This is a genomic window from Parasphingomonas zepuensis, from assembly GCF_036663735.1.
Classification (GTDB): Bacteria; Pseudomonadota; Alphaproteobacteria; order Sphingomonadales; family Sphingomonadaceae; genus Sphingomonas.
In genome coordinates this window covers 87,050-106,860 of sequence record NZ_JAXOJO010000008.1, presented here as the reverse complement: position 1 = coordinate 106,860, position 19,811 = coordinate 87,050, and the positions used below count along the sequence as shown (strand labels likewise).

The 19,811-nt window shown below is 66.1% G+C and carries 17 protein-coding genes; 4 read left to right on the top strand and 13 right to left on the bottom strand.

The features are described 5' to 3' along the window. Positions 1–75: 75 nt before the first annotated feature. The 9 genes from U1769_RS23235 to U1769_RS23195 form a co-directional block, all read right to left on the bottom strand. Positions 76–1,977, bottom strand: coding sequence for an asparagine synthetase B family protein (locus U1769_RS23235; protein WP_332720490.1), 1,902 nt, complete (start codon positions 1,975–1,977; stop codon positions 76–78). Further along, positions 1,974–2,327: a hypothetical protein gene (locus tag U1769_RS23230; protein ID WP_332720489.1), complete on the bottom strand. Its 354-nt coding sequence runs from the start codon at positions 2,325–2,327 to the stop codon at positions 1,974–1,976. Before U1769_RS23230 ends, U1769_RS23235 begins: the two co-directional genes overlap by 4 nt. Before the next feature lie 159 nt (positions 2,328–2,486). Beyond that, complete coding sequence (locus U1769_RS23225; RefSeq protein WP_332720488.1) at positions 2,487–3,170, bottom strand: SdpI family protein; 684 nt, start codon at positions 3,168–3,170, stop codon at positions 2,487–2,489. Continuing rightward, complete coding sequence (locus tag U1769_RS23220; protein WP_332720487.1) at positions 3,167–3,463, bottom strand: autorepressor SdpR family transcription factor; 297 nt, start codon at positions 3,461–3,463, stop codon at positions 3,167–3,169. The genes U1769_RS23225 and U1769_RS23220 overlap by 4 nt, the downstream gene beginning before the upstream one ends. Positions 3,464–3,472: 9 nt before the next feature. Then, a complete protein-coding gene (locus tag U1769_RS23215) occupies positions 3,473–4,144 on the bottom strand; it encodes a helix-turn-helix domain-containing protein (protein WP_332720485.1) in 672 nt (223 codons plus the stop codon). A 74-nt stretch (positions 4,145–4,218) separates the two neighbouring features. Beyond that, a complete protein-coding gene (locus U1769_RS23210; protein WP_332720484.1) occupies positions 4,219–6,123 on the bottom strand; it encodes a TonB-dependent receptor in 1,905 nt (634 codons plus the stop codon). Positions 6,124–6,158: 35 nt separating this feature from the next. Further along, positions 6,159–7,115: a hypothetical protein gene (locus tag U1769_RS23205; RefSeq protein ID WP_332720483.1), complete on the bottom strand. Its 957-nt coding sequence runs from the start codon at positions 7,113–7,115 to the stop codon at positions 6,159–6,161. Between the two features lies 1 nt (position 7,116). Then, on the bottom strand, positions 7,117–8,304 hold the full coding sequence (locus U1769_RS23200; RefSeq protein WP_332720482.1) for a hypothetical protein: 1,188 nt from the start codon (positions 8,302–8,304) through the stop codon (positions 7,117–7,119). 167 nt (positions 8,305–8,471) lie between these two features. After that, complete coding sequence (locus U1769_RS23195) at positions 8,472–8,687, bottom strand: hypothetical protein (protein WP_332720481.1); 216 nt, start codon at positions 8,685–8,687, stop codon at positions 8,472–8,474. A gap of 403 nt (positions 8,688–9,090) precedes the next feature. Here U1769_RS23195 and U1769_RS23190 point away from each other — a divergent pair, with 403 nt between their 5' ends. Next, positions 9,091–9,747, top strand: coding sequence for a flavin reductase family protein (locus tag U1769_RS23190; RefSeq protein ID WP_332720479.1), 657 nt, complete (start codon positions 9,091–9,093; stop codon positions 9,745–9,747). 327 nt (positions 9,748–10,074) lie between these two features. Here U1769_RS23190 and U1769_RS23185 read toward each other — a convergent pair whose 3' ends face one another. From U1769_RS23185 to U1769_RS23170, 4 genes are all read right to left on the bottom strand, one after another. Then, the gene (locus U1769_RS23185) at positions 10,075–12,000 is read right to left on the bottom strand and encodes a S9 family peptidase (protein ID WP_332720478.1); all 1,926 of its coding nucleotides are present in this window, start codon (positions 11,998–12,000) and stop codon (positions 10,075–10,077) included. A 243-nt stretch (positions 12,001–12,243) separates the two neighbouring features. Continuing rightward, complete coding sequence (locus U1769_RS23180) at positions 12,244–12,561, bottom strand: hypothetical protein (RefSeq protein WP_332720477.1); 318 nt, start codon at positions 12,559–12,561, stop codon at positions 12,244–12,246. A gap of 713 nt (positions 12,562–13,274) precedes the next feature. Further along, entirely contained in the window at positions 13,275–13,712 is a 438-nt protein-coding gene (locus U1769_RS23175) for an HIT family protein (RefSeq protein WP_332720476.1), read from the bottom strand. Between the two features lie 157 nt (positions 13,713–13,869). Next, positions 13,870–14,733, bottom strand: coding sequence for a lipase family protein (locus U1769_RS23170; RefSeq protein ID WP_332720475.1), 864 nt, complete (start codon positions 14,731–14,733; stop codon positions 13,870–13,872). 269 nt (positions 14,734–15,002) lie between these two features. Here U1769_RS23170 and U1769_RS23165 point away from each other — a divergent pair, with 269 nt between their 5' ends. The 3 genes from U1769_RS23165 to U1769_RS23155 all read left to right on the top strand — a co-directional run bounded on the left by U1769_RS23165 (position 15,003) and on the right by U1769_RS23155 (position 19,801). Continuing rightward, positions 15,003–15,593 (top strand): RNA polymerase sigma factor, encoded by a 591-nt coding sequence (locus U1769_RS23165; protein WP_332720474.1) that lies wholly within the window; start codon positions 15,003–15,005, stop codon positions 15,591–15,593. Beyond that, the gene (locus tag U1769_RS23160; protein WP_332720473.1) at positions 15,571–16,593 is read left to right on the top strand and encodes a FecR family protein; all 1,023 of its coding nucleotides are present in this window, start codon (positions 15,571–15,573) and stop codon (positions 16,591–16,593) included. Before U1769_RS23165 ends, U1769_RS23160 begins: the two co-directional genes overlap by 23 nt. A 94-nt stretch (positions 16,594–16,687) precedes the next feature. Then, the gene (locus U1769_RS23155; RefSeq protein WP_332720472.1) at positions 16,688–19,801 is read left to right on the top strand and encodes a TonB-dependent receptor domain-containing protein; all 3,114 of its coding nucleotides are present in this window, start codon (positions 16,688–16,690) and stop codon (positions 19,799–19,801) included. The last annotated feature ends 10 nt before the right edge of the window (positions 19,802–19,811 follow it).

Here is a 19,811-nt window from a genome sequence, read left to right as displayed (position 1 = left end):
GGACGATATGCCTCCGCGATTCAGATGCAACGGGAGACGAAATCGTTTCGGTGCGAAAGCGTAACGGGTTTGGGGTTATTCGTTCGATCGCGTCGCGCGGCGGAGGAAATGGCCGCTGGCGAGGGCGCGGAGCAGGCCAAGGCGATAGCGCGTGGTGATCCGGGGCTGCTCCCAGCCCTGCGCCGGCCAGTCCTCGATCATCTGTCGTAGCCTGGGCAGATCGAGAAGCGTTCGGGTGTCGGCGCAGGCGTCCAGCCGCGCCAGTTCCGCCGCCAGCAGATCGGGCGCGGCGGCCATGCCCAGATGCCAGTCGGCCGCCTGCAGGCCCTTGCTGCGCGACTGGACGACGGCCGCGGGCAGGCGATCCGCCAGGCTATGGCGGGCCAGTGCGGCAGATTGGCCGTCGCGGAAATACTGGTCCTCCGGAACCGACAGGCAGAATTCGACGAAACGCCGGTCCGCCGTCGGATCGCGCTGATCGATACCCCAATGGGCGAGGATGCCCTTGGCATAGTTCGCCGGATCGACGTGGCGGAGCGCGGCGAGGCGATCGGCGTGGCTGTCGGCGCCGCGATTGGCCGGGGGTCGGAATTGCGGCAGGCCAAGATCGGTGCGCAGGGCCGGGTTGAGCAAGGTGGCGTCGAGCGGATCGGCGGGGTCGCTGCGCCTGAACCAGCCGCGTATCCGGCGGGTCGGTGCTGGGCCGATGATCTGCGCGACTACGCCGGCCACGCTGCTGCCCGCGCGGCGCAGAGCGTAAGCCTCGCGCGCCAGCCGCAGGAAGCGGCCGCGCCGTAACAGCGCCGGCAGCAGCCGGGCGCCGTCATAGCTGAGCGTCAGGTTGCCCATCTGGCCGGTGAGCATGACGGTCAGGCCACGGGCCCTGGCGAGATCGGCGATGTGATCGGACCAGACCGCGTTGCACGGGTTCGGCACCGGCTGCTCGTAGAGGTGGAAGGCGCGGTCGAGGCCGTCGAGCGGGGAGCGGCCCTGCGTGTGGACCAGCACATGATCGATATTCGGGTGGAGCGCGGCGGTCTCGGCCGCGAGCGGGCCCTCGTCGATGATCCGGCCGGACGGGGCGATGCCGTCGAAGCCGGGCACGGGCACGGCGGTGAAGGCAATGACCCGGCGGTCGGTGCCTGACAGGAGCCGCGCCGCCGTCGCGGTGACGGCACTGCTGTCGATCCCGCCGCTCAGCTGCGCCCCGACATCGCCGGCGCCGCGCAGCCGCACCGCGACGGCGCGGTCGAGTTCGGCGCGCAGCCGGGCGTGATAGTCCGCCGCACGGGGCAGCTCGAGCAAGGCGGGGCTGGGGTTCCAGTGGTGATGATGGGTGATGCCGGCACTGGTGACGACGGCATATTCGCCCATGCCGATCCGGGCGATGTGGCGGAAGCTGCTCGACCGGGGATCGGTTGGGAGCAGATCGAGCGTGCGGGCGAGCGTATCGGTATCGGGCTCGTAGGGGATTTCGGGGAGGGCGTGCAGGCCCTTGGGCATCGAGGCGAAGGCGAAGCAGCGATCGCTGCGGTGATAGTGGAGCGGCTTGCCGCCCAGCGCGTCGCGCGCGAGGATCCAGCGCGGCTCGGCTCGGTCCCACACGGCGAAAGCGTAGCTGCCGTAGAGGTGGTCGAAGCAGTTCAGCCCCCAGCGCTCGAACGCGGCGAGGACGAAGGCCGCATCGCTCATCTCGGCCGCGCGGGAATCGAGGACGAGGGCGGCGGCCAGATCGTCTCGATTGTCGAGGAAGGCGTCGGCGACTAGCGTGAAGCGGCCGTCGCGGCTGATCAGCGGTTGGGTGTCGAAGCGATCTTCGGGCAGAATCCGCTTGAGCTGGCGGCCCATTGCCACATTGCTTTCGGACCAGGCCGCCATGTGATCCGGCCCGTAGAGCCGCTGCGCCGCGAGCATCCGGTCGAGCGGATCGCGGGCGGGGCAGCCATCGGTGTACCAGAGCCCGGCGAGCGCGGTCACACGGCTCCGGGCCGGACGATGCTCATCATCCCGCCGGGCTGGAGGATGACGACCCAGTCAAGCGCCCGCTCGCCCTTGCCGGGGGCGCAGTGGGCGGTCCAGGCGTGGCGGCCCCCGACAGGGGCGTGGGGGGCGGAGCCAGTGACGGCCTCGCAATCGCCGCCGGCGTCCTTGATCGCCTTGAACAGGACGGCGTCGCGCTGCTGCTCGGTGAGGGCGTTGATGCGGTCGGCGTAATAGTCCTTCTCGGCGGGCGCCGGCGTCGCCTGGGCGGCATTGTCGGCGGCGGGGGGCGGCTGGCAGCCGGCGAGCAGGAGGGTGAGGGCGGAAGCCAGGGCTGCGGTCTTCATCGGTGCGCACTCCGGTTGGGCGGACGACCCTGGGAATGAACGGGGAGGGCGGGGGTCGTCAATGCCATGGGAGTAACCGTACACGGGAAGGCCATGTCCGGGAGTCGATTTTTTGCCTTATATCATTGATATATAACGATATTGAATCCGGACACCGAATCAGCGATCGTCCCGCAGAATCTTGTGCGTCGGGCCAGTCGGGCCGGGCGAAATGACGGCCGAATAGACGATCGCGGCGATCGCGGCGGCCAGGGCCGGCAGGAGCAGGGACATCACCGCGAACAGGCGGTCCTGGAACAGCCAGCCGCCCAGGATGGCGATCCCGCCAGCTGCCACGAGCCAGGTGCCGACGACCCGGTGAGTCCGATCCCAGACCCGTTCGTTCCGCACCGTCCAGGGCGTGCGTACGCCAAAGACAGGGTTGAGGCGGACCTTGGGCAGATAATTGCCGACCACGACGAGCAACGCGCCGCTCACCACGACGCAGGCGCGGACAATGTCGATGCCCGTGCCCATTACGCCGGCGAGCAGGATCAGGTGAAGCGCCAGCAAGGTGGCGAGCACACCATGCCACACAAGCATGTAAGCGAGCGTGGAGCGGCTCAAGGCACCCTGCATCCGGGCGATCGTCGGGAGGGTCGCGAAAACAAGCCCGACAAGGGCCGTGGTCGCGGGAAGCAGGAACAGGATAAAATCCGGGAGCTGCCCGGGGATCGTCTTGCCGAGGATGGTCATGTGCAGGCCAGCCGACTCTCCGCGCGGCGCAGTGCGCACCCAGGCCGTGGCGGCCATCATGAAGGCGACCACCGCTACGGTAAGCGCAACGGACCTGGCATGTCTCATGTCTGGGGTTCCTCGGCCGGCGACCGGCGGCCAGTGGCAAAACCGAACGCATCCATCGATTCGAGCAGCGCCTCTTCGAGCACCGAGGCATTGAGGCGATAGATCAGGGTCGTGCCGCGGCGCTGCACCTCGACGAGACCGGCATCCCGCAGCGCGTTGAAATGGCCGGTCATGGTGGGCTTGGACGAGTCGAAGCGATCGGCGATGTCGCCGGCGCTCATTTCGCGGTCACGCAGCAGCCGCAGGATCGCGCGGCGTGTCGGGTGGGACAGGGCCTTGAAGACCTTAGACATGGTGCCCGCTCACCCCGCCGCACCACCGGGACGGGCCGTCAGCGGGCGCAGCAAGTGTTCGTCCGAACCGGCCATGACGTTCAGTACCGTGGCCTCGTCGCAGCCCGCGGCCGCGAGGCAATGGCCCATGCTCGAATCGATGTACATCGCCTGGCCCTGGCCCAGCATCGCCGGATCGTAGAATTCGGTGTGCACGGCGATCCGCCCACTCAGCACATAGATGAATTTCTCGCCGGAACAGCGGACGAACGGGCCGGTTTCCGACGCCGTGGCACGAAGCCTGGTGATCACCGGGATCATGCGCTTCCGTCGAAGCTCGGGGCAGAGATAATAATAGTCGCGGTCCGGCGCCTCCACATGGGCGGCACGATCCAGATCGCCAAGACTGCGGCGACCAGTTACGGACGGCCCGGCGCCCTTGTCCGTCTGGGCAAGCAATTCGGCCATGGACAGGCCGAGGCGCTGGCTCACCGCACAGACCTTGTCATAGCTCAGGGTCAGCCGGCCGTGTTCGATCTTGGACAGGGTCGAAACGGGAATGCCGCTCTTCAGGCTCATTTCCTTGAGCGTCCAGCGTTGCCGGCCGCGCAGGTTGCGGAGCAGCACGGCAAGCGTCGGGGGCGCAACGGACCCGCCATTCCCTCGCCCGACTGCCTGCACGTCCGTCGCGTGATGATCCACGCCGCATCTCCGATCGAATTTAGGCGAATCGCTAATTAGGGTTTAAACTAACGAACCGGCATTGCAACATCGCCTCAGTTCAGCCTGAGGCCGAGGCGGACGGTGCGGCCGGGGGCGGGGAGGCCGAGCTGGGGCTCGACGCGGGTGTCGGCGAGGTTGTCGACGCGGGCGAACAGCTCGATCCGGGACAGGCGATAGCCGAGGCGGGCGTTGACGCTGGCCGAGCGGCGCAGCGGGAAGAGCGCGCCGGCGGGATCGGCCGAATAGGCGCGGCCGGTGAACTGCGCCTCGACCCCGGCCGACACCCCGGCGGGCGGCGCGTAGCTGGCGGCGACGGTGGCGAGCAGCGCCGGCTTCTCGGCCAGACGGTTGCGCTGGCCAGCGGGCGGAGGTTTGCGGCGGACACGCGACCAGGTCGCGTTGCCCGACAGAGCGAGATGGCCGAACACTCGCCAGTCCGCGCCGAGCTCGATCCCGCGCACGGTGGAGCCCGGCAGGTTGAAGCGCTGGCGGAGCTGGCCGACATTGCGCTGATCGATCGTGCCGGTGAGATCCTGGACGAAAGGGATGAGATGGAAACCGCCGGCCGGACCGCGCCATTCGGCGCCAAGCTCGGCCGTCACGATCCGCTCTGGCCGGAGCGCGGGATTGGGCAGGAAACGGCTGATGCCCTCCCCGAAACGCTCGCGCATGGTCGGCGCGCGCATCTTGCGGCCCGCCGCGCCGCGCAACCGCCAGCCGCTACCGGCATCGAACACCAGCCCGACGCGCCCGGTCCAGTCGTGCGCGGCGGGGACCGGCGGCTTGTCTCCGGTGCGCAGGTAATCGACCCGGTCATAGCCGAGGCCAATCTCCCCCAGCAGCCCCGGCGCCAGCGCATATTCGAGTTCCGCGCCGATACTCCAGGCGCGCTGGCGATAGAGCAGGGCGGCGGGCAGGACGGCCGGCGGCGCGCCGGCGACATAGGCGATGTCGCGCTGCCGGTGCGTGGAAGCGAGCAGGTTGAACGATCCGACCAGGGTGGCCGGGCCGGTGCGGTGGGTGAGCAGCTCGCGCACGCCCCAGCTGCGATCGCGATCGACCTGCCGCGCGGTGATGCGGGCGTAGGCAGCGCTGGCATAGCTGTCGATCGTCTGGCCGAAACGCTGGTGCCAGAACGCGCTGTCGAGCCGGGTCGTCGGGCCGAGCCGGCTCGCGACCGAACCGACGAGCAGACTGTGGCGGATCGCGGGATAGCGCCAGAAGCGCGCGCCCGATGCGCGGTTGCCCTCCGGCGCGATGCCCTTGTCGCCCCAGACATGGAAGGCAGTGAAGCGCAGATCCTGCCCGGCGAGCGATCCCTGAACCCGACCGAACAGACTGGACAGCTCGCGATCGGTGTTGGTGCGCAGGCTCGTGCCGGGCTGGGAAAAGGGGAGGTCGGCGCGCCGCGACAGGGGTTCGCCGTCGCGCCGCGCATAGCTGCCGCCGAGCAGCGCCGGGCCGAGCGGGACCGCGAGGTGCGCCTCGGCCAGATCGCCCGAGCCATAGGCTGCGCCAGCGGCAAGGCCCGGGGCGGGCGACAGGCTGATCGCGCCGAGCGCGTTGACGCCGTAATGCGGGGCGAGCGGGCCGGCGGCCGTCCGCACGCTGCCGATCAGCCCGGCGGGCAGCAGCGACAGATCGAGCCGGTTATCCCAGGGGATGTTGATATCGGCCCCTTCGTAGAAGATCGCGACCTGGCGCTCCGCGGCGTTGCGCAGGAAGGCGATGCTCTCCCCGCGCGAATTGACCGGGACATGGACGGCCGGCAGGCGGCGCAGCACATCCTCCGCGAATATTCCGTCGAGCGCCGCAACCGCAGCGGCATCGAGCGCATGGCGCGTCTCGAACGAGGCCGCCCCGGGGGGCTCGCGATAGCCGCGCACGACGATCGATTCGGACAGCGGGGGATCGGCGCCGGACGGCTCCTCCTGCGCAGCGGCGGGAAGCGCGACCATCGCCAGCGCGAGCGGCGCGAACCGGCCGGCCGGGCTCAGGGATCGCGGCCCGTCGGGTGGCGGCCGATGCCCACGGCGGCGATCAGGCCGGAGGATGCTGCGCCAGTCGCATCCAGGTGGCAATCATTGCATTCGATCAGCTGAGCGCTTTCGATGTCATGGATCTCATTATGCTGGTGGCTCGAATCGGTGACCCAGCGGCCAGTGAGGTTCATGATGCAGCCACGCGTGATCGCTTCGCCGCGCTCGTCGAAATCGCTCGCCGCATCGATGATCCAGCCGATTCCGGCGCCGATCGAATTGCCGACGATGCCGCCCAATGTCGCGCCCGCGAGCACCGCGATCGCGACGATCAGCAGGCACAGGGCAGCGCCGATGCCGAAGGTGAAGATGCCGATCGCGACACAGGCGGCGATGCCGAGCGCAGCGCCGGCCACCGCGCCGGCGGTCGCGCCGACAGCGCCGCCGATCGCGGCCGCATCGCCGATGGCGGAGCCGATCTCGCAATGCAGGATCGACCGGCCCGACGACGGATCGACGACCTTTTCGGCGGGGCCGTTGCCCGGCGCATCGCGCGTGCGCACTTCATCGATATCGAGCCCGGCGACGATCGGCGCGAGCACGGCCCAGCGCGGCTCCCCGATGTTGAAGGTCCAGTCATTGTCGTTGAACGGCGGATAGCCGGTGTTCTTGCCGGCGCACTGGACGCAGCCGGAAATGGTGATCGTGCGGGGATCCTGCACGTGCAGGCGATCGAACCAGTTGACCGCCCAGCCGATGAAGAAGGCGAGCACGGCGCCGGCCAGCGCGGCGACGCCGATCGCGGCGAGCGCGGTGCCGAGCGTCGCGAAGCCGCCGGCGAGGATCAGTTCGACGATGACATAGCCAGCAAAGGCGCCGGCGCCGCCAAGCACCCAGGCGATGACGCGCCCCGCCGCCGAATCATAATCGCCGACGCCGGGGACTTCGGGCGTGGTACCGCATCCGGCCATGTCAGCCTCCTCTCGTGATGAGCAGGGTCACGCCGCCAGTCGGCACGCCGCCCTGGCGCACGCTGACGTTGAAATGGCCCGGCGGCCCGGGATCGTCCGGCGCGGCGACATCGAGCCGGACGTCGCGGTAAGCCTCCCCCGGGAGGAAGGCGAAGAGCGGCGGCGTGACGGTGGCGGGCCACACCGGCGCCTGGCCGGCAAAGGCGGTGGCGGGATCGAAATCCTTGCCGATCTTGTCTTCGAACACATAGGAATCGACCGTGACTTCGACCAGGTGGCAATCGATCCGGTCACGCTTCGGATCGCGGCCGCGGCGCGCGTTGCGGCCCCGGGCGAGCGCGGCATAAGCGGATTCGAAGAACAGGCCGGCCAGCGCGCCGATCGCGTAGCCGAGCACGAGCAGATAGAGGAAACGCAGGACCAGCGGGGTTTCGGCGACGGCCAGATCGTGATGGCCGCCATGGAACAGGAACAGCGCGGCGACCGCGCCGACCATGCCCCAGCCGAGCAGCACCCGGTGCGGCCGCAGCACCGGCCCGCCACCTTCGCGCACCGGCGGGCAATCGCCGGGATATTGATTGAAGACGCGGATTTCCCGCGTGACCGGCGAGTGGGCGGCATGGACCTGAGTGTTGTTCCAGCCGCGATTATTGGCGGGATTGCCGTCTTCGGGATGCGCCAGATCGACCTCGATGCAATAGTGGCCGGGCAGATCGGGCGTGCGCCACGGCACGGCGACCGTCGCGGTGCCGGGCCACAAGGGCACATCGGCCGGGACCGTCGCGATGGCATGCCGGATCTGCGCGCCGGCGCCGAATTCGATCCAGTCGACCGCCACCTGCGTGCCCAGCGCCGGCTTGTCGCGCGAGGAATTATGCACGGTGATCTCGACGACGTAATCCGTGCCGACGGCGAGATCATAGGTATATTGTTCGACCCCGTTGAGGAAGATTTTGACGTCGGGATTGTCCCAGGTGACGGGCTGGCCGAGCTGCATCAGCATGAACTGGCTGTAGATGCAGGGATCGGGCTTGCGGATGACATGGCCGGGGACGACGACGCAGGGATCGCCATAGGGCGTCTTGCGCTCCTTCAGGACCCGCCAGATGCTGCACAGGATGCAGCCGCGGCGCCATCGCGCCGCTCCCCGGATCGTTCCCTGCTCGCCTGCCGGCCCGCAACATCCCATATCCGCACCTCCCGACTCTTTGGCCAGACGCTTCCGCGCGGGCTTGCGCGGTGGCGCGGCCCGGCCTGACCGGAGCATGTCGGCCGACAACGGCATCGGCCCGCCCCGGCTTTCGGTATCGCATCGGGAAAGCCGAAAACCGCGACGTCGGTTTTCAGCCCGATGCCCTATGTCCGCCCGGCACCCGGCGCGCGATCATCCTTGCGCGATACGAGTCCGATGGCGGCATCCAGCACAAACCAGGTTGCGAGGAACGCCCCGCATTCAAGCAGGAAGCTGTGGAATTTATAGAATATCTCGGCGATCAGCAGCGCGGCCAACAGGCTTGGCAATTGCCGCTTCAGCAGCTCGCCGCGATCAAGTCTGACAAACAAGCTATACATTCGGACAAGCTCCCGAGCTGTACCGTAGATATGCTATCGCAGATGAACGACTCTAATGGTTAATGTTATAGACGATTTTGGGTAGGATTTATACCGGGGAATCGTGAATTGGGACCAGTGTGGGGGTTTGTCTTTGGGGTGGAGGCCGAAATGGGCGGTGGTTCGTCGGGTGTTTCCGACAGGTCGGCGGCCAATCTCGGCCTGCAGGCGCGGCGACACGATCCGAAAGCCGAGGTTCCTTCACGTCGGGGCGTTGGACACGAAGGGGTGGAGAACGGACTTCCATCGCCACCGTCCGAAAATTTCTTAGACGCAGGCGCAAACACGACGTATAGGCCCGAGATCGAACACGAAACCGGAAATTATTCCGGTTCTTCCAGCTTGCCAGGGGACTTGCGCCATCATGAGAGAATTTCACTCCTATCGCCCGGCCGCGGGCCATCGTCTCAAGCATGAGCCAGCCAATTCGATCGTCGCGCCCCGCCCGATCGGCTGGATCAGCACGGTCAGCACGGAGGGGGTCGCCAATCTCGCTCCGTTCAGCTTGTTCAACATCTCCAGCTATCGCCCGCTGATCATCGGCTTCTCCTCCGGCGGGGAGAAGGACAGCGTCCGCAATGCGCGGGAAACCGGTGAATTCGTCTGGAACCTGGTTGGCCGCGATGTCACCGACGTGATGATCCTGACGGGGGACGAGGTGGGCCCCGACGTCGACGAGTTCGACATGGCGGGGATCGAGAAGATCGCCTCGATCGATGTCGCACCGCCGCGCGTGGCGGCGAGCCCCGCCCAGTTCGAATGCAAGGTGACCGAGATCGTCCACCTCAAGGATCTGGACGGCGTCCCCAGCGACTTCCGGATGGTGTTCGGCCAGGTCGTGCATGTGCACATCAATCAGGAATGCATCCTCGACGGCATCTATCAGACCACCCATGCGGTCCCAGTGTCGCGCGGGGGCGGTCCGGCCGATTATTATGAGGCGCGTGCCGATGCCCTGGTTCAGAAATGGCGGCGCGGCCCGATCACGCCGGTCAACCGCAAGCGAGAGTTTTCCAAGTGACTTGCCCGCTCGAAATGCGCGCTTGAGGAGAATCCGGTCTCACCCGTTCTAACAGATGACGACGGGAGCCGAGAGCACGACGACGGCGTGGAGGACGCTGGGCATCTTCACAGGGCCTAGCCACGCTTCCCCAAGTCTTTCAGGCGGACGACATCGGCAACGACGACGTTTGAAGCGGTTGACGGGTGTGAAACGTCAGTTGCCAGGTCTTTTGGATTTGCAGGACGATGGACTGGGATTGGGGTGGTTAGCTGCCATTTTCCGCCGCCTGGCCACGCGTGAACGAGCGTCCGGTTTCGGGTAACATGAAAATCAATGGCATCCGTTTCAGCGTTCGAACAGCTTCCGGAGAAATACAGTTTCCACTTCGCGGCGCAGGTCGTTGTTCGGCTTTTTGAGGAAGCCGTGCCCTTCGTCGGCAAACAGGACATACCATGTCTCGTTCCCGTTCGCGCGCAGCCGTGCAACGACCTGATCCGATTCGGATTGCGGCACGCGCGGATCGTTGGCGCCCTGCATCACCAGCATCGGCCTGGTGATCCGCGAGACATTGGTGATCGGCGACACCCGCGTCAGCACCGCGCGCATTGCCGGTTCGCGCTCGTCACCATATTCGGCGCGGCGGTTGTCGCGGCGATAGGCCTCCGTGTTCTGGAGAAAGGTGTTCCAGTTGCTGATGCCGTAGCGCTCGACGCCGCCGACCAGCCGGCCCGAATAATGCGTCATCACGGCAAGGCTCATATAGCCGCCATAGGACTGGCCATAAACGGCGACGCGGCCCGCATCGAGGCCTGGCTGTGCGCCGATCCAGTCCAGCAGCGCGCCGATGTCCTTGACTGAATCCTCGCGCTTCGCCCCGTTGTCGAGGTTGAGGTATTTTTTGCCATAGCCGTCACTGCCGCGGACGTTGGGCAGGATCACCGTCGCTTTCAGCGCGTCGGCGAAATATTGCGCGCCATAGTTCCAGATCGGCCGCGTCTGCGCTTCCGGTCCGCCATGGATATCGATGATCACCGGCGTACGCGTGCCCGCAGGTATGCCCTTCGGCCGATAAACAAGCGCCGGGATGGAAAGACCGTCGAACGACTTGAAGCGCACCAGTTCGGGCTCGGCGAGCGTCGCCGGATCAAGTTCGCCCAACTCGGAGGTCGTCCAGCGCGTCAGCACGCCGCCGATGACGGCCCAGCTCCACACGTCACCCGCCGAGGTCGCCGAGGTCAGGCCAATCGCGAGATTCTTGCCGTCGGGCGAGAACTTGAGCGCGGTCAACACGCCGCGCGGCAACATCGGCTGCGGCAGCGCTCGGCGGGTCACGCGGTCCTGCACCACCACGCGCGAGAAGCCGTCCTCGTTCACGGCATAACCGAGCACGCGCCCGTCGGCCGACAGGTCGTAGTCCTCGACATCCCATTTGAGATCGGGCGTCAGCACCGTCTGTGCGCCGGTCGCGATGTCGATCTCGACCAATTGGCGCGTGTCGCTGCCGCGGTCGGAGATGGCGACCAGCTTCCGACCGCCGGGCAGGTAGCGGGGCTCCATATAGACTGCCGCCTCCGCCCTGGGGGCGATACGGCTGGCTTCGCCGCTCTTCAGATCCAGCTCGAACAGCTGGTCCTCGCGGTTGGAGAGGCTGCGAACGAACACCAGCCGCGATGCGTCTGGCGCGATATCGGCGGGGGCCACTGCACCATCGGACTGGTAGAGCGTCCGTGGCTTCCCGCCCGCTTTCGGATCGACGCCCATGATCGCGTAGGCGGCGCTGCCCTTTGTCGCCCGCGCCCAGGCCATCAGGGCACCGTCCTTGCTGAATACCGCGGACTGATTGCGCGTGCCGGCTTCGGTCAGGTGCGTCGCGACGCCGGTGAGGCCGCGCGTGTAGAGCTGGAACCATTCGTCCCCGCCCGTGTCGCGAGTCATCACGAAGCGGTCGCTGCCGGGTATCGTCGTGGCGGCGGCGATCGGCTCGGCGCCGAAGGTGACCTGCGTGCGCGCGCCGCCCGGGGCGGCGACGTGATGGAGCTGCTGCGTCGCGCCGAAGCGCGTGGCGATCAGCATCGAGCCGTCCGGCAGCCAATCTTCGAACTGCGCGGCGCGGCTGTTCTGGTAGCGCTGCACGGCCTCGCGCACGTCGGCGGGAATCTCGGGGACCCCGGAGAGCGTGGCGGCGCCGACCTGACGGGTGGGGACGGTCTGCGCGGCGGTTCCGGCGGTGAGCGCGAAAAGCGCGACGGTGGCTGCGAGATGCTTGATCATCTGTCGCTTCTCGAATGCCGGCCCGCGCGCCGTCAAGCGTGAATGGTAATCGTCGCGCAGCGTTGCCGACGCAGCAAGGCGGCTGGCCAACGCGGATCGCGCGCGCCGAGCAGACAATTCCGCCTTCGATCCGTGCCGATCAATCGACGTGAACAAATGTCGGAAGTTGGGAGGCGCCTGAGCGTCGGTGAATGGCGAATTGTGGGTCCTCACCGCCGGAAGCTGTCGGGCGGGAGTCGACGATCAGTCGCCGTTTGCATCCACCACGAAGACCATCGGCTTGCCGCGGGATGCCGGCTCCCACCCCGCCGATAGTGCCGCGCGAATGCCGCGGGCGGCAATCGCGTCGTTTATCTGGGAGCGGCCCTTGGGCAGCCCCTTCAACAGGCGTTTGGGCGTGGGGAATTCCAGGAGCGCCTCGCGCTGGGTATCCACCTGCCGCAACGAGACCGTCATGCCCTTCCAGCCATCCGCCGTGAATTGCGGCTCCCGCTGGAGCTCCCACTCATATTTCAGGCCGTCGATGTCGACGGTGCCAGCCAGACTACGCAGATGAACCATGACGCGCCGTAACAGGTATAGGGCTGTTTTCCATCAGGGCAGGCTTTCCGATCGACGATGGCGCGTTCCGGAAGCGGCCGACCTGATAGCTGCCAGTCGGGAAGCGCCCCGATTGCGGTCGTTCACGTTTCGCTGAGTTTGCCGTGATAGTTGCCGTCATCTTGCGGGGAGATGACGGTGCGAGAGCTGGCGCTTCTAGGGGTGCATGGGGTGGTCAGCACCGTTTTCACGGTTGGCGCAGTGATCATTGGCCCTCGTTCGATCGAGGCTCAGACCGAGCATAATGCTCTCGTGACCTACACCCTGCTCCAGATCTTCGCGGCACTCTTGATTGCTGCGGCTGCTCGACCCGGCTCGAAGGTGCCAATCGCTGTTGGGGCGGCGGCGGCGGCAGCCTGGGGTGTTTGGTGCACAATCGTGGCTGGGATGGCGTTTAGCGGCAGCTGGCTATGACCGCTTCCCATCCACCCTTTGCCGTTCAGCTGGCACCACCTCTGAGCCGGAAGCGGTCATCGGGTCGACATTAGTGAATGGCAGCATCCGGGACGCCGGGAAGTGACCGTGAATGCCCGGGTTCGGGCCCTCGCCGGCGAAGCTGCCGGGGCTTCGACCGGCTGGAAACGGTCACCCATGGCTACTCGATCTGTCGTCCCACAGATCCGCATCCCGCATCGATGACACTCAGCACACACGCTCTGCCCGCCAGCGTGCGATCAATCGAGGGCGGCGGCGATGCGGGCGGCGAGGGCGAGCAGGGTTTCCGGCCTAGCCATCGGCGCCTGGCCGTGGCCCTTCATCGGCAGGTCCTTCCAGCTGGGGATGATGTGGAAATGCAGATGGAAGACGCTCTGGCCGCTGGCCGCGCCGTTCAGCTGCACGATCAGGAAGCCGTCGGGATCGAGCGCGCCGACCACGGCGCGGGCGGTGCGCTGGGTGGCGGCGGCGAGCCGGGCGAGCGTTTTGGGCTCCACCTCCAGCAAGGTGCTGGCGGTGGAGGTTTTCGAGATCACCAGGACGTGGCCCTCGGACTGGGGAAAGGCATCCATGAAAGCGAGGACATGATCGTCCTCCCAGACCCGGGCGGCGGGGACCTCGCCGCGCAGGATGCGGGCGAAGATGTTGTCCGGATCATAGGGCGAGGCGATGGGCATCTGGGGCTCCGGCTGAGAGGTCGTGCTGCGCCAGGCGATAGCGCGCCGGCGAGCCTGAGCCTCCGGTGTGACGGGCCGGCTTCAAATGCCGCGCCTTGGGTGACGTTTGAAACCTGCGGCGTCTGTTCGGGCGGGGTCGATGTCAGTCGAGAGGGCGTCAGCGCAGTGCTGCGATGCGCCTCTGGCGTATGTCGCGAAGAATCCGCACGCGGTTTCTCGTCTCGACATCGTCGCTCAGGATGCAGCAATCCGTCGTGCAGGGCGTCCCGTCCGGACTGAGCAGATAGATATAGGTCAGGAGGGAATGTTCGCATTCGGGCGTTGGCCAGATGTCGTAACTGATGAGGTCGATGCCGGTGTCCACCTGCGTGTAAAGCCCATCCAGACTGGAGGCGATTACGTCCAGCTCGTTGATGTAGCGGTGGCTGTCCGGAACCCTATCGTTGAACTCCTGCGCGAACGTCTCGTCGCCGGTGGCGGGCGAGGCCGCGGTGACCAGCCTGACCTTGAGATTGGGTGCGGATACCGAGAGATCGGCCGCGATCAACGTCGCCATCGATCCGCCCAGGCTGTGGCCGACGATGACGATGCCCTGCTGATTGCCCCGCACGACATCCAGAGTCGTTATCGGGTTCGTGCCGCTTCCCTGCGGGGACAGCCACTGGATGCCCTGGTAGAATTCGTAAAAGCCGGTTTCGACATAAACCGTGGTCTGGTCGTTGCTGTACGGCGGAAACGCGATCGGCAGGAGATCGGCGTCGGTGTACCATTCGCTGATATCGTAGGTGCCGCGGATCGCCAGGATTGCCGGGGCCTGAAGTTCGGGGGATCCCGCCAGGAATCCGAAAAACACCCGCTGGCCGGAATCCAGATCGACGCTGCTCATATAGGCAGTAACGGTGTAGCCGCGCGGAAAATCTATCGGGGGCGGACGAAGATTCGACCCGTCCTGACCGAACATCAGATAGGCGCTGTTCACGAAGTTGAGGTATTTGATGGCCTGAGCGTTGCTTAGCGACATCGGCGAATCCTCATTCGCTGTTTGCCGAAGAAAGCTGACACGCGGCGGCAGCCGGCACAACATCGATCGAAGCCAATCTGGATGTTGCGCCGCAAAGTTCGGACGTCACACGGGTTGGCGACTCTCGGTGGCTCCTCGCCATCCTGCGCCGCTCCGCGGGCCGGCACCCCGCGCGCTTGTCATCAGCGTGTCACAGGCAGCGCCTTAGGCATCCGCGCCCGCCGGCCATCGGCGCGCCCGGACGACAGGAAAGAGCAGCGGCGACGTCGATGGACGATGAGCGCGACATCATTGCCGGCTGGATGGCGCGGGAAATCGTTCCGCACGAGCGCGGCGTCCGTTTGTGGCTCGCGCGTCACTGGCGGCATGTGGATGCCGAAGACGTGATTCAGGAGGCCTATTGCCGGATCGCCAATCTTGCCTCGATCGATCATATCGAAAATCCCGCCGGCTATTTCCGGCGGACAGTCCGGGCGGTCGCGACCGACCTGATGCGCCGTGCCGGCGTCCTTAATTTCACGTCGCTGAGCCAAAATGAATGGTCGACCGTCAAGGACAATGAACCCTTGCCCGATCGGGTGATCGAGGCGGGGCAGGAACTGAGGCGGCTGGACGGATTGCTGTCCAAATTGTCCGACACGTGCCGGCGCATCATCGAACTGCGCCGCATCGAAGGACTGTCGCGAAAAGAAACGGCCGAGCGCCTGGGATTGACCGAGAATGAAGTGAAGAACGACCTGGTTCGCGGCTTGCAGAAAGTCATGAGAACGATAGCGGAGCAAGACGCGGACATGAGCGGTTGTGAACGAGCGGCGATCGAGCGGAAGGTGGAAGCGATTGGCAAGCGCCGGCCCCTCTAACAGCATCAACGATCGGGCTGCCGAATGGGCGGTGGAGACGGCATATGGCGACCTGACGCCCGATGCCCGCACCGACCTCGAGGCCTGGCTCGCAGCGGATAGCCGCCATCGCGGCGCGTATATGCGCGCGTGCGCCTGGCTGCGCGCGACCGAGGACGGGGTCGTGGCGGGCACGGCGTCTGCACCCCGCCTGTCGGCATTGTGGGCCACGACCGCGCACCAGGACGGCCCGAACGGCAATGCTCAGGCCCTGCCCGTCGCGCATCGCCACTGGAGCGGCAGGACCGTCGGGGCGGGGGCGGCGCTGGCGGCGTCGATCGCGGGGCTGATGGTGGTGGCGCTGCCGCTATTCGGCCCGTCGGGACCGGCCCGATCCAGCGCAGCGCGCAACGTGATGACCCTGAACGACGGAACGGTCGCGACGCTCGGCCAGAATGCGCAGATCGACGTCGCGATGACGGACGAAGTGCGCAGGATCACGTTGCTGCGCGGCGAAGTCAGCTTCCGCGTCGCGCACGACAAGGCCCGCCCGTTCGTCGTGCGATCGGGCGAAGTCTATGCGCAGGCGACCGGCACCGTCTATTCGGTCAGCCGCGTGGACAGCACCGGCGGCACGGTGAAGGTCACCGAGGGAAGCGTGCTGGTATGGCCGCGCGACGAGCGCGATCAGGCGGTGCTGCTTCACGCCGGCGGCACCGTGACGCTCGATCCGGGGCCGAACCCGGCCGTGCGCAAGCCGGCGGCATCGGCACCGCCGCGCCTGCCGCCGCCCGAGCTGGCGCAAATCTCGCTCGATGACGTGACGGTCAGTTCGGCGGTGGCGCGTTTCAATCGGGTCAACAGCGTCAAGATCGTGGTTGCCGATCCGAAGATCGGCAATACCCGGATCATCGGACTCTATCGCGCCAACGATCCTGAACAGTTCTCGAAAGCCGTCGCTGCAATATCCGGCGGATATGTTGAACGTGACGGCAATGAGATTGTAATAAGAGCGAAATAATATTGTAAGATAACATAAATTATCGCCAATTCTGATCCAGAACTGGTTTCCCCGCGTCATTGGGTTTGAGCGGATCAAACTGTGGGGAAATCAAATGAGTTTTGTCGTATTGCGGCAATCCGTCGCGGTGGCGGCGGTCGCGGTGGCAATCTGTGCGCCCGCCACGGCGCAGGCACAGGCCCGCACCTTCAACATTCCGGCGCAGTCGGCGTCGAGCGGAATCCGCGAGTTCGCCCGGCAGGCCGGAATCCAGGTCACGCTGGCCAGCCGCGATGCGCAGGGGCGATCGACCAATCAGGTCGAAGGCGTGCTCGGCATGCGCGAAGCGCTCGATCAACTGCTTGCGGGATCGGGACTGGTCGTTCTGTCGCTCGACGGGAAAGTCGCGATCCTTGGTGCCGCCGCGGCGCAGGCTACTGCCGATGCCGGGGAGGACGTGGTCGTCACTGGATCGCGGATCGCACGCCCCGAACTGGAATCGGCGATGCCGATCGGCGTGGTCGACATGCAGACCGCGCTGCGCGCCGGCAATACTTCGGCCTATGAGACGATCCTGCGCGACGTGGCGGTCGGCCCCGGCAACGGCCCCTATAACAGCGCGCCCGAGGGCCAGTATGACGGCGGCATCGCCACGATCGAGTTGCGCAACATGGGGGTCAGCCGATCGCTGACACTGGTCGATGGCCGGCGCCGGGTATCGGGGGCAGCGTCTTCGTCGGCGGTCGACATCAACATGATCCCGGTGGCCCTGATCGAGCGGATCGAGATCGTGACCGGCGGCGCCGCGGCGATCTACGGCGCCGACGCCGTGACCGGTGCCGCGAACATCATCACCCGGAAGAATTTCACCGGGCTCGAGCTGTCGGCGACGGCCGGCACGACCGAGCAGGGCGGCGGCAGCAAATACCAGGCCTCCGTGGTTGCCGGCGGGAAATTCGCGGACGATCGCGGCTCGATCGTCCTGGGCGGCACCTGGATGAAGAACGACCCGATCTATTTCCACCAGCGCTTCTCCAAGGACACCAATATCAGCTACCAGGTCAACCCGGCGAGCACCGGGCCGGCCGACGGCATCCCGGATCGGACGATCCGGTACCACATGACCAACATGTACCTGCAGCCGGTCGCCAATATCTATGTGAACAAGAACACCTATCTGCTGCAACCGGACGGCTCCGCGCAGATCGGCGCCTATGCCAATGGCTGCATCTCGGGCTGCGGCACATCACGCGACGGCGGCGATGGCGGCTTTGCCCAGAGCCAGTATTGGAGCGATTTCCTGATCGCGCCGATCGAGAATTATTCGTTCATCGGCCGCTTCGACTATGATCTGGCGGACTGGGTCAGCCTGGGCGCCCGGGTCGATTACGGGCGTTCGCGCTACGATGCCTATCGCAGGCCGTACCGCGACGATGACCGCCTGACCTGGCTCAACGGTGCGGGTGGCGCGACCGCCTATCTCGACAATCCCTATCTGCCGCAGTCGTTTCGACAGATCATGGTCGGCGCGGGCCTGACTTCGACGCCGGTGCGCCGCAGCTACGAGAATTTCGGCCAGATGAGCGACTATAGCGATCGCCAGAGCCTGACGGTGGGCAGCAACCTCACCGGGAAACTGCCCGGCGGGTTCACCTGGGAGGCGTTCTGGCAATATGGCCGGAGCACGAACGACATCCATGCCGACAACGTGCCGATCGCATCGCGGTTTATCGCCGCGCGCGACGTCATCTCCGATCCCATCAGCGGCCAGGCGGTCTGCCGGGACAAGGCGGCGCGGGCGATCGGATGCGTTCCGTTCAACATCTTCAGCACCGAGCCGCTGACCGCGGAACAGCGCGCCTGGATGATGGCGACGCGCCGCAAGCAGCGCGAGCAGAAGCAGACGCTGTACGGCGCCAGCCTGGCCGGCAGCCCGTTCTCGCTGCCGGCGGGCAAGGTGCAGGCCGTCCTCGGCCTGGAGCATCGCAAGGAATCGATCCACAATGTCGACGACAATGGCGCAGCCCCGCCGGCCAAGGAGCTGTCGCATCTGGGGGCCTGGGCGCCCTATGAGCCGGAGCTGACAGCGTCCAACGACGTTTCCGAAATCTATGGCGAGCTGGTCGTCCCGGTGTTGCGCGACCTGCCCTTCGTTCACCGGCTGACGATCGAGGGCGCCTATCGCTATTCCAACTATAGCGACTTCGATGCGACCAATACCTGGAAGATCGGTGGAAGCTGGGCGCCGTTCAAGCAGCTGACGTTGCGCGCCGTGCGATCGAGGAGCGTGCGCGTGCCCAATTTCGGGGAGCGTTATTCGTCGCGCGCCATCCAGGAAATCGGCGTGCGCGATGCCTGTCTGCAGACCACCTACAATGCCAATCCGACCCGGCAGCAGAACTGCGCGACGCTGATGAAGCAGCTTGGCGTTCCGACTCCCTATCTGCCGAGCGAGATCGGCACGGGCTATGTCGTTAGCGGCGGCAGCGCCGATGTGACGCCGGAGAAATCGGACAGCCTGACCGTCGGCGCGGTCTGGCAGCCAAGCTTCCTTCGCGGTTTCGACCTGACCGTCGATTACTGGGATATCAAGATCGGCAACATGATCGCTGCGATCGGACAGCAGGATATCCTCAACCTGTGCGTCGATCTGCCGTCGCTCGACAATCAGTTCTGCGATCGCGTCACGCGGGACTCGCGAGGCTATGCCGAGGGTGTCGACCAGAGCTACATGAACGTCTCGCAATCGCGGGCGCAAGGCATCGATTTCGGCGCCAGCTATCGATCCACCCTCGGCGCCGGCAAGGTCAGCGTCGCGGTGCGCGCCAGCTATCTCCTGAAGTTCGAGACGACGACCCTGCCGGGCGTCGACACCAGCCGGATCATCTATGACGGCGGCTATCAGAACCCCCGAATCCGCGGCAACATGTTCGCACGGTACGAGCTGGGCGACTGGGACGTCGGCCTCAACACGCGTCTGTGGGGCAGCGCGGTCAACTACACCAATGTCTCCGACGAAGCCTATGAGGCCAACAAGCTGCCGGCCAAGGTCTATAACGACCTGAATATCGGCTGGAACCTCAACGAACGGGCAACCTTGCGGGTCGGCGTCAACAACGTGTTCGACGTCCAGCCCTCGTTCCGGCCGCGGACCTATTACCAGGGCGGGGGCGGCGTTTACGACGTCTATGGCCGCTATGTGTTCACCAACGTCAACTTCCGTTTCTGAGGGGCGTTGA

What these genes read in the sequence shown, in the direction of transcription:
- U1769_RS23155 (WP_332720472.1), top strand. Translation starts at nt 16,688, where the DNA reads ATGAGTTTTGTCGTATTGCGGCAATCCGTCGCGGTGGCGGCGGTCGCG.
- U1769_RS23225 (WP_332720488.1), bottom strand. Translation starts at nt 3,170, where the DNA reads ATGAGACATGCCAGGTCCGTTGCGCTTACCGTAGCGGTGGTCGCCTTC.
- U1769_RS23175 (WP_332720476.1), bottom strand. Translation starts at nt 13,712, where the DNA reads ATGCCCATCGCCTCGCCCTATGATCCGGACAACATCTTCGCCCGCATC.
- U1769_RS23180 (WP_332720477.1), bottom strand. Translation starts at nt 12,561, where the DNA reads ATGGTTCATCTGCGTAGTCTGGCTGGCACCGTCGACATCGACGGCCTG.
- U1769_RS23220 (WP_332720487.1), bottom strand. Translation starts at nt 3,463, where the DNA reads ATGTCTAAGGTCTTCAAGGCCCTGTCCCACCCGACACGCCGCGCGATC.
- U1769_RS23195 (WP_332720481.1), bottom strand. Translation starts at nt 8,687, where the DNA reads ATGTATAGCTTGTTTGTCAGACTTGATCGCGGCGAGCTGCTGAAGCGG.
- U1769_RS23210 (WP_332720484.1), bottom strand. Translation starts at nt 6,123, where the DNA reads ATGGTCGCGCTTCCCGCCGCTGCGCAGGAGGAGCCGTCCGGCGCCGAT.
- U1769_RS23200 (WP_332720482.1), bottom strand. Translation starts at nt 8,304, where the DNA reads ATGGGATGTTGCGGGCCGGCAGGCGAGCAGGGAACGATCCGGGGAGCG.
- U1769_RS23165 (WP_332720474.1), top strand. Translation starts at nt 15,003, where the DNA reads ATGGACGATGAGCGCGACATCATTGCCGGCTGGATGGCGCGGGAAATC.
- U1769_RS23185 (WP_332720478.1), bottom strand. Translation starts at nt 12,000, where the DNA reads ATGATCAAGCATCTCGCAGCCACCGTCGCGCTTTTCGCGCTCACCGCC.
- U1769_RS23205 (WP_332720483.1), bottom strand. Translation starts at nt 7,115, where the DNA reads ATGGCCGGATGCGGTACCACGCCCGAAGTCCCCGGCGTCGGCGATTAT.
- U1769_RS23230 (WP_332720489.1), bottom strand. Translation starts at nt 2,327, where the DNA reads ATGAAGACCGCAGCCCTGGCTTCCGCCCTCACCCTCCTGCTCGCCGGC.
- U1769_RS23190 (WP_332720479.1), top strand. Translation starts at nt 9,091, where the DNA reads ATGAGAGAATTTCACTCCTATCGCCCGGCCGCGGGCCATCGTCTCAAG.
- U1769_RS23170 (WP_332720475.1), bottom strand. Translation starts at nt 14,733, where the DNA reads ATGTCGCTAAGCAACGCTCAGGCCATCAAATACCTCAACTTCGTGAAC.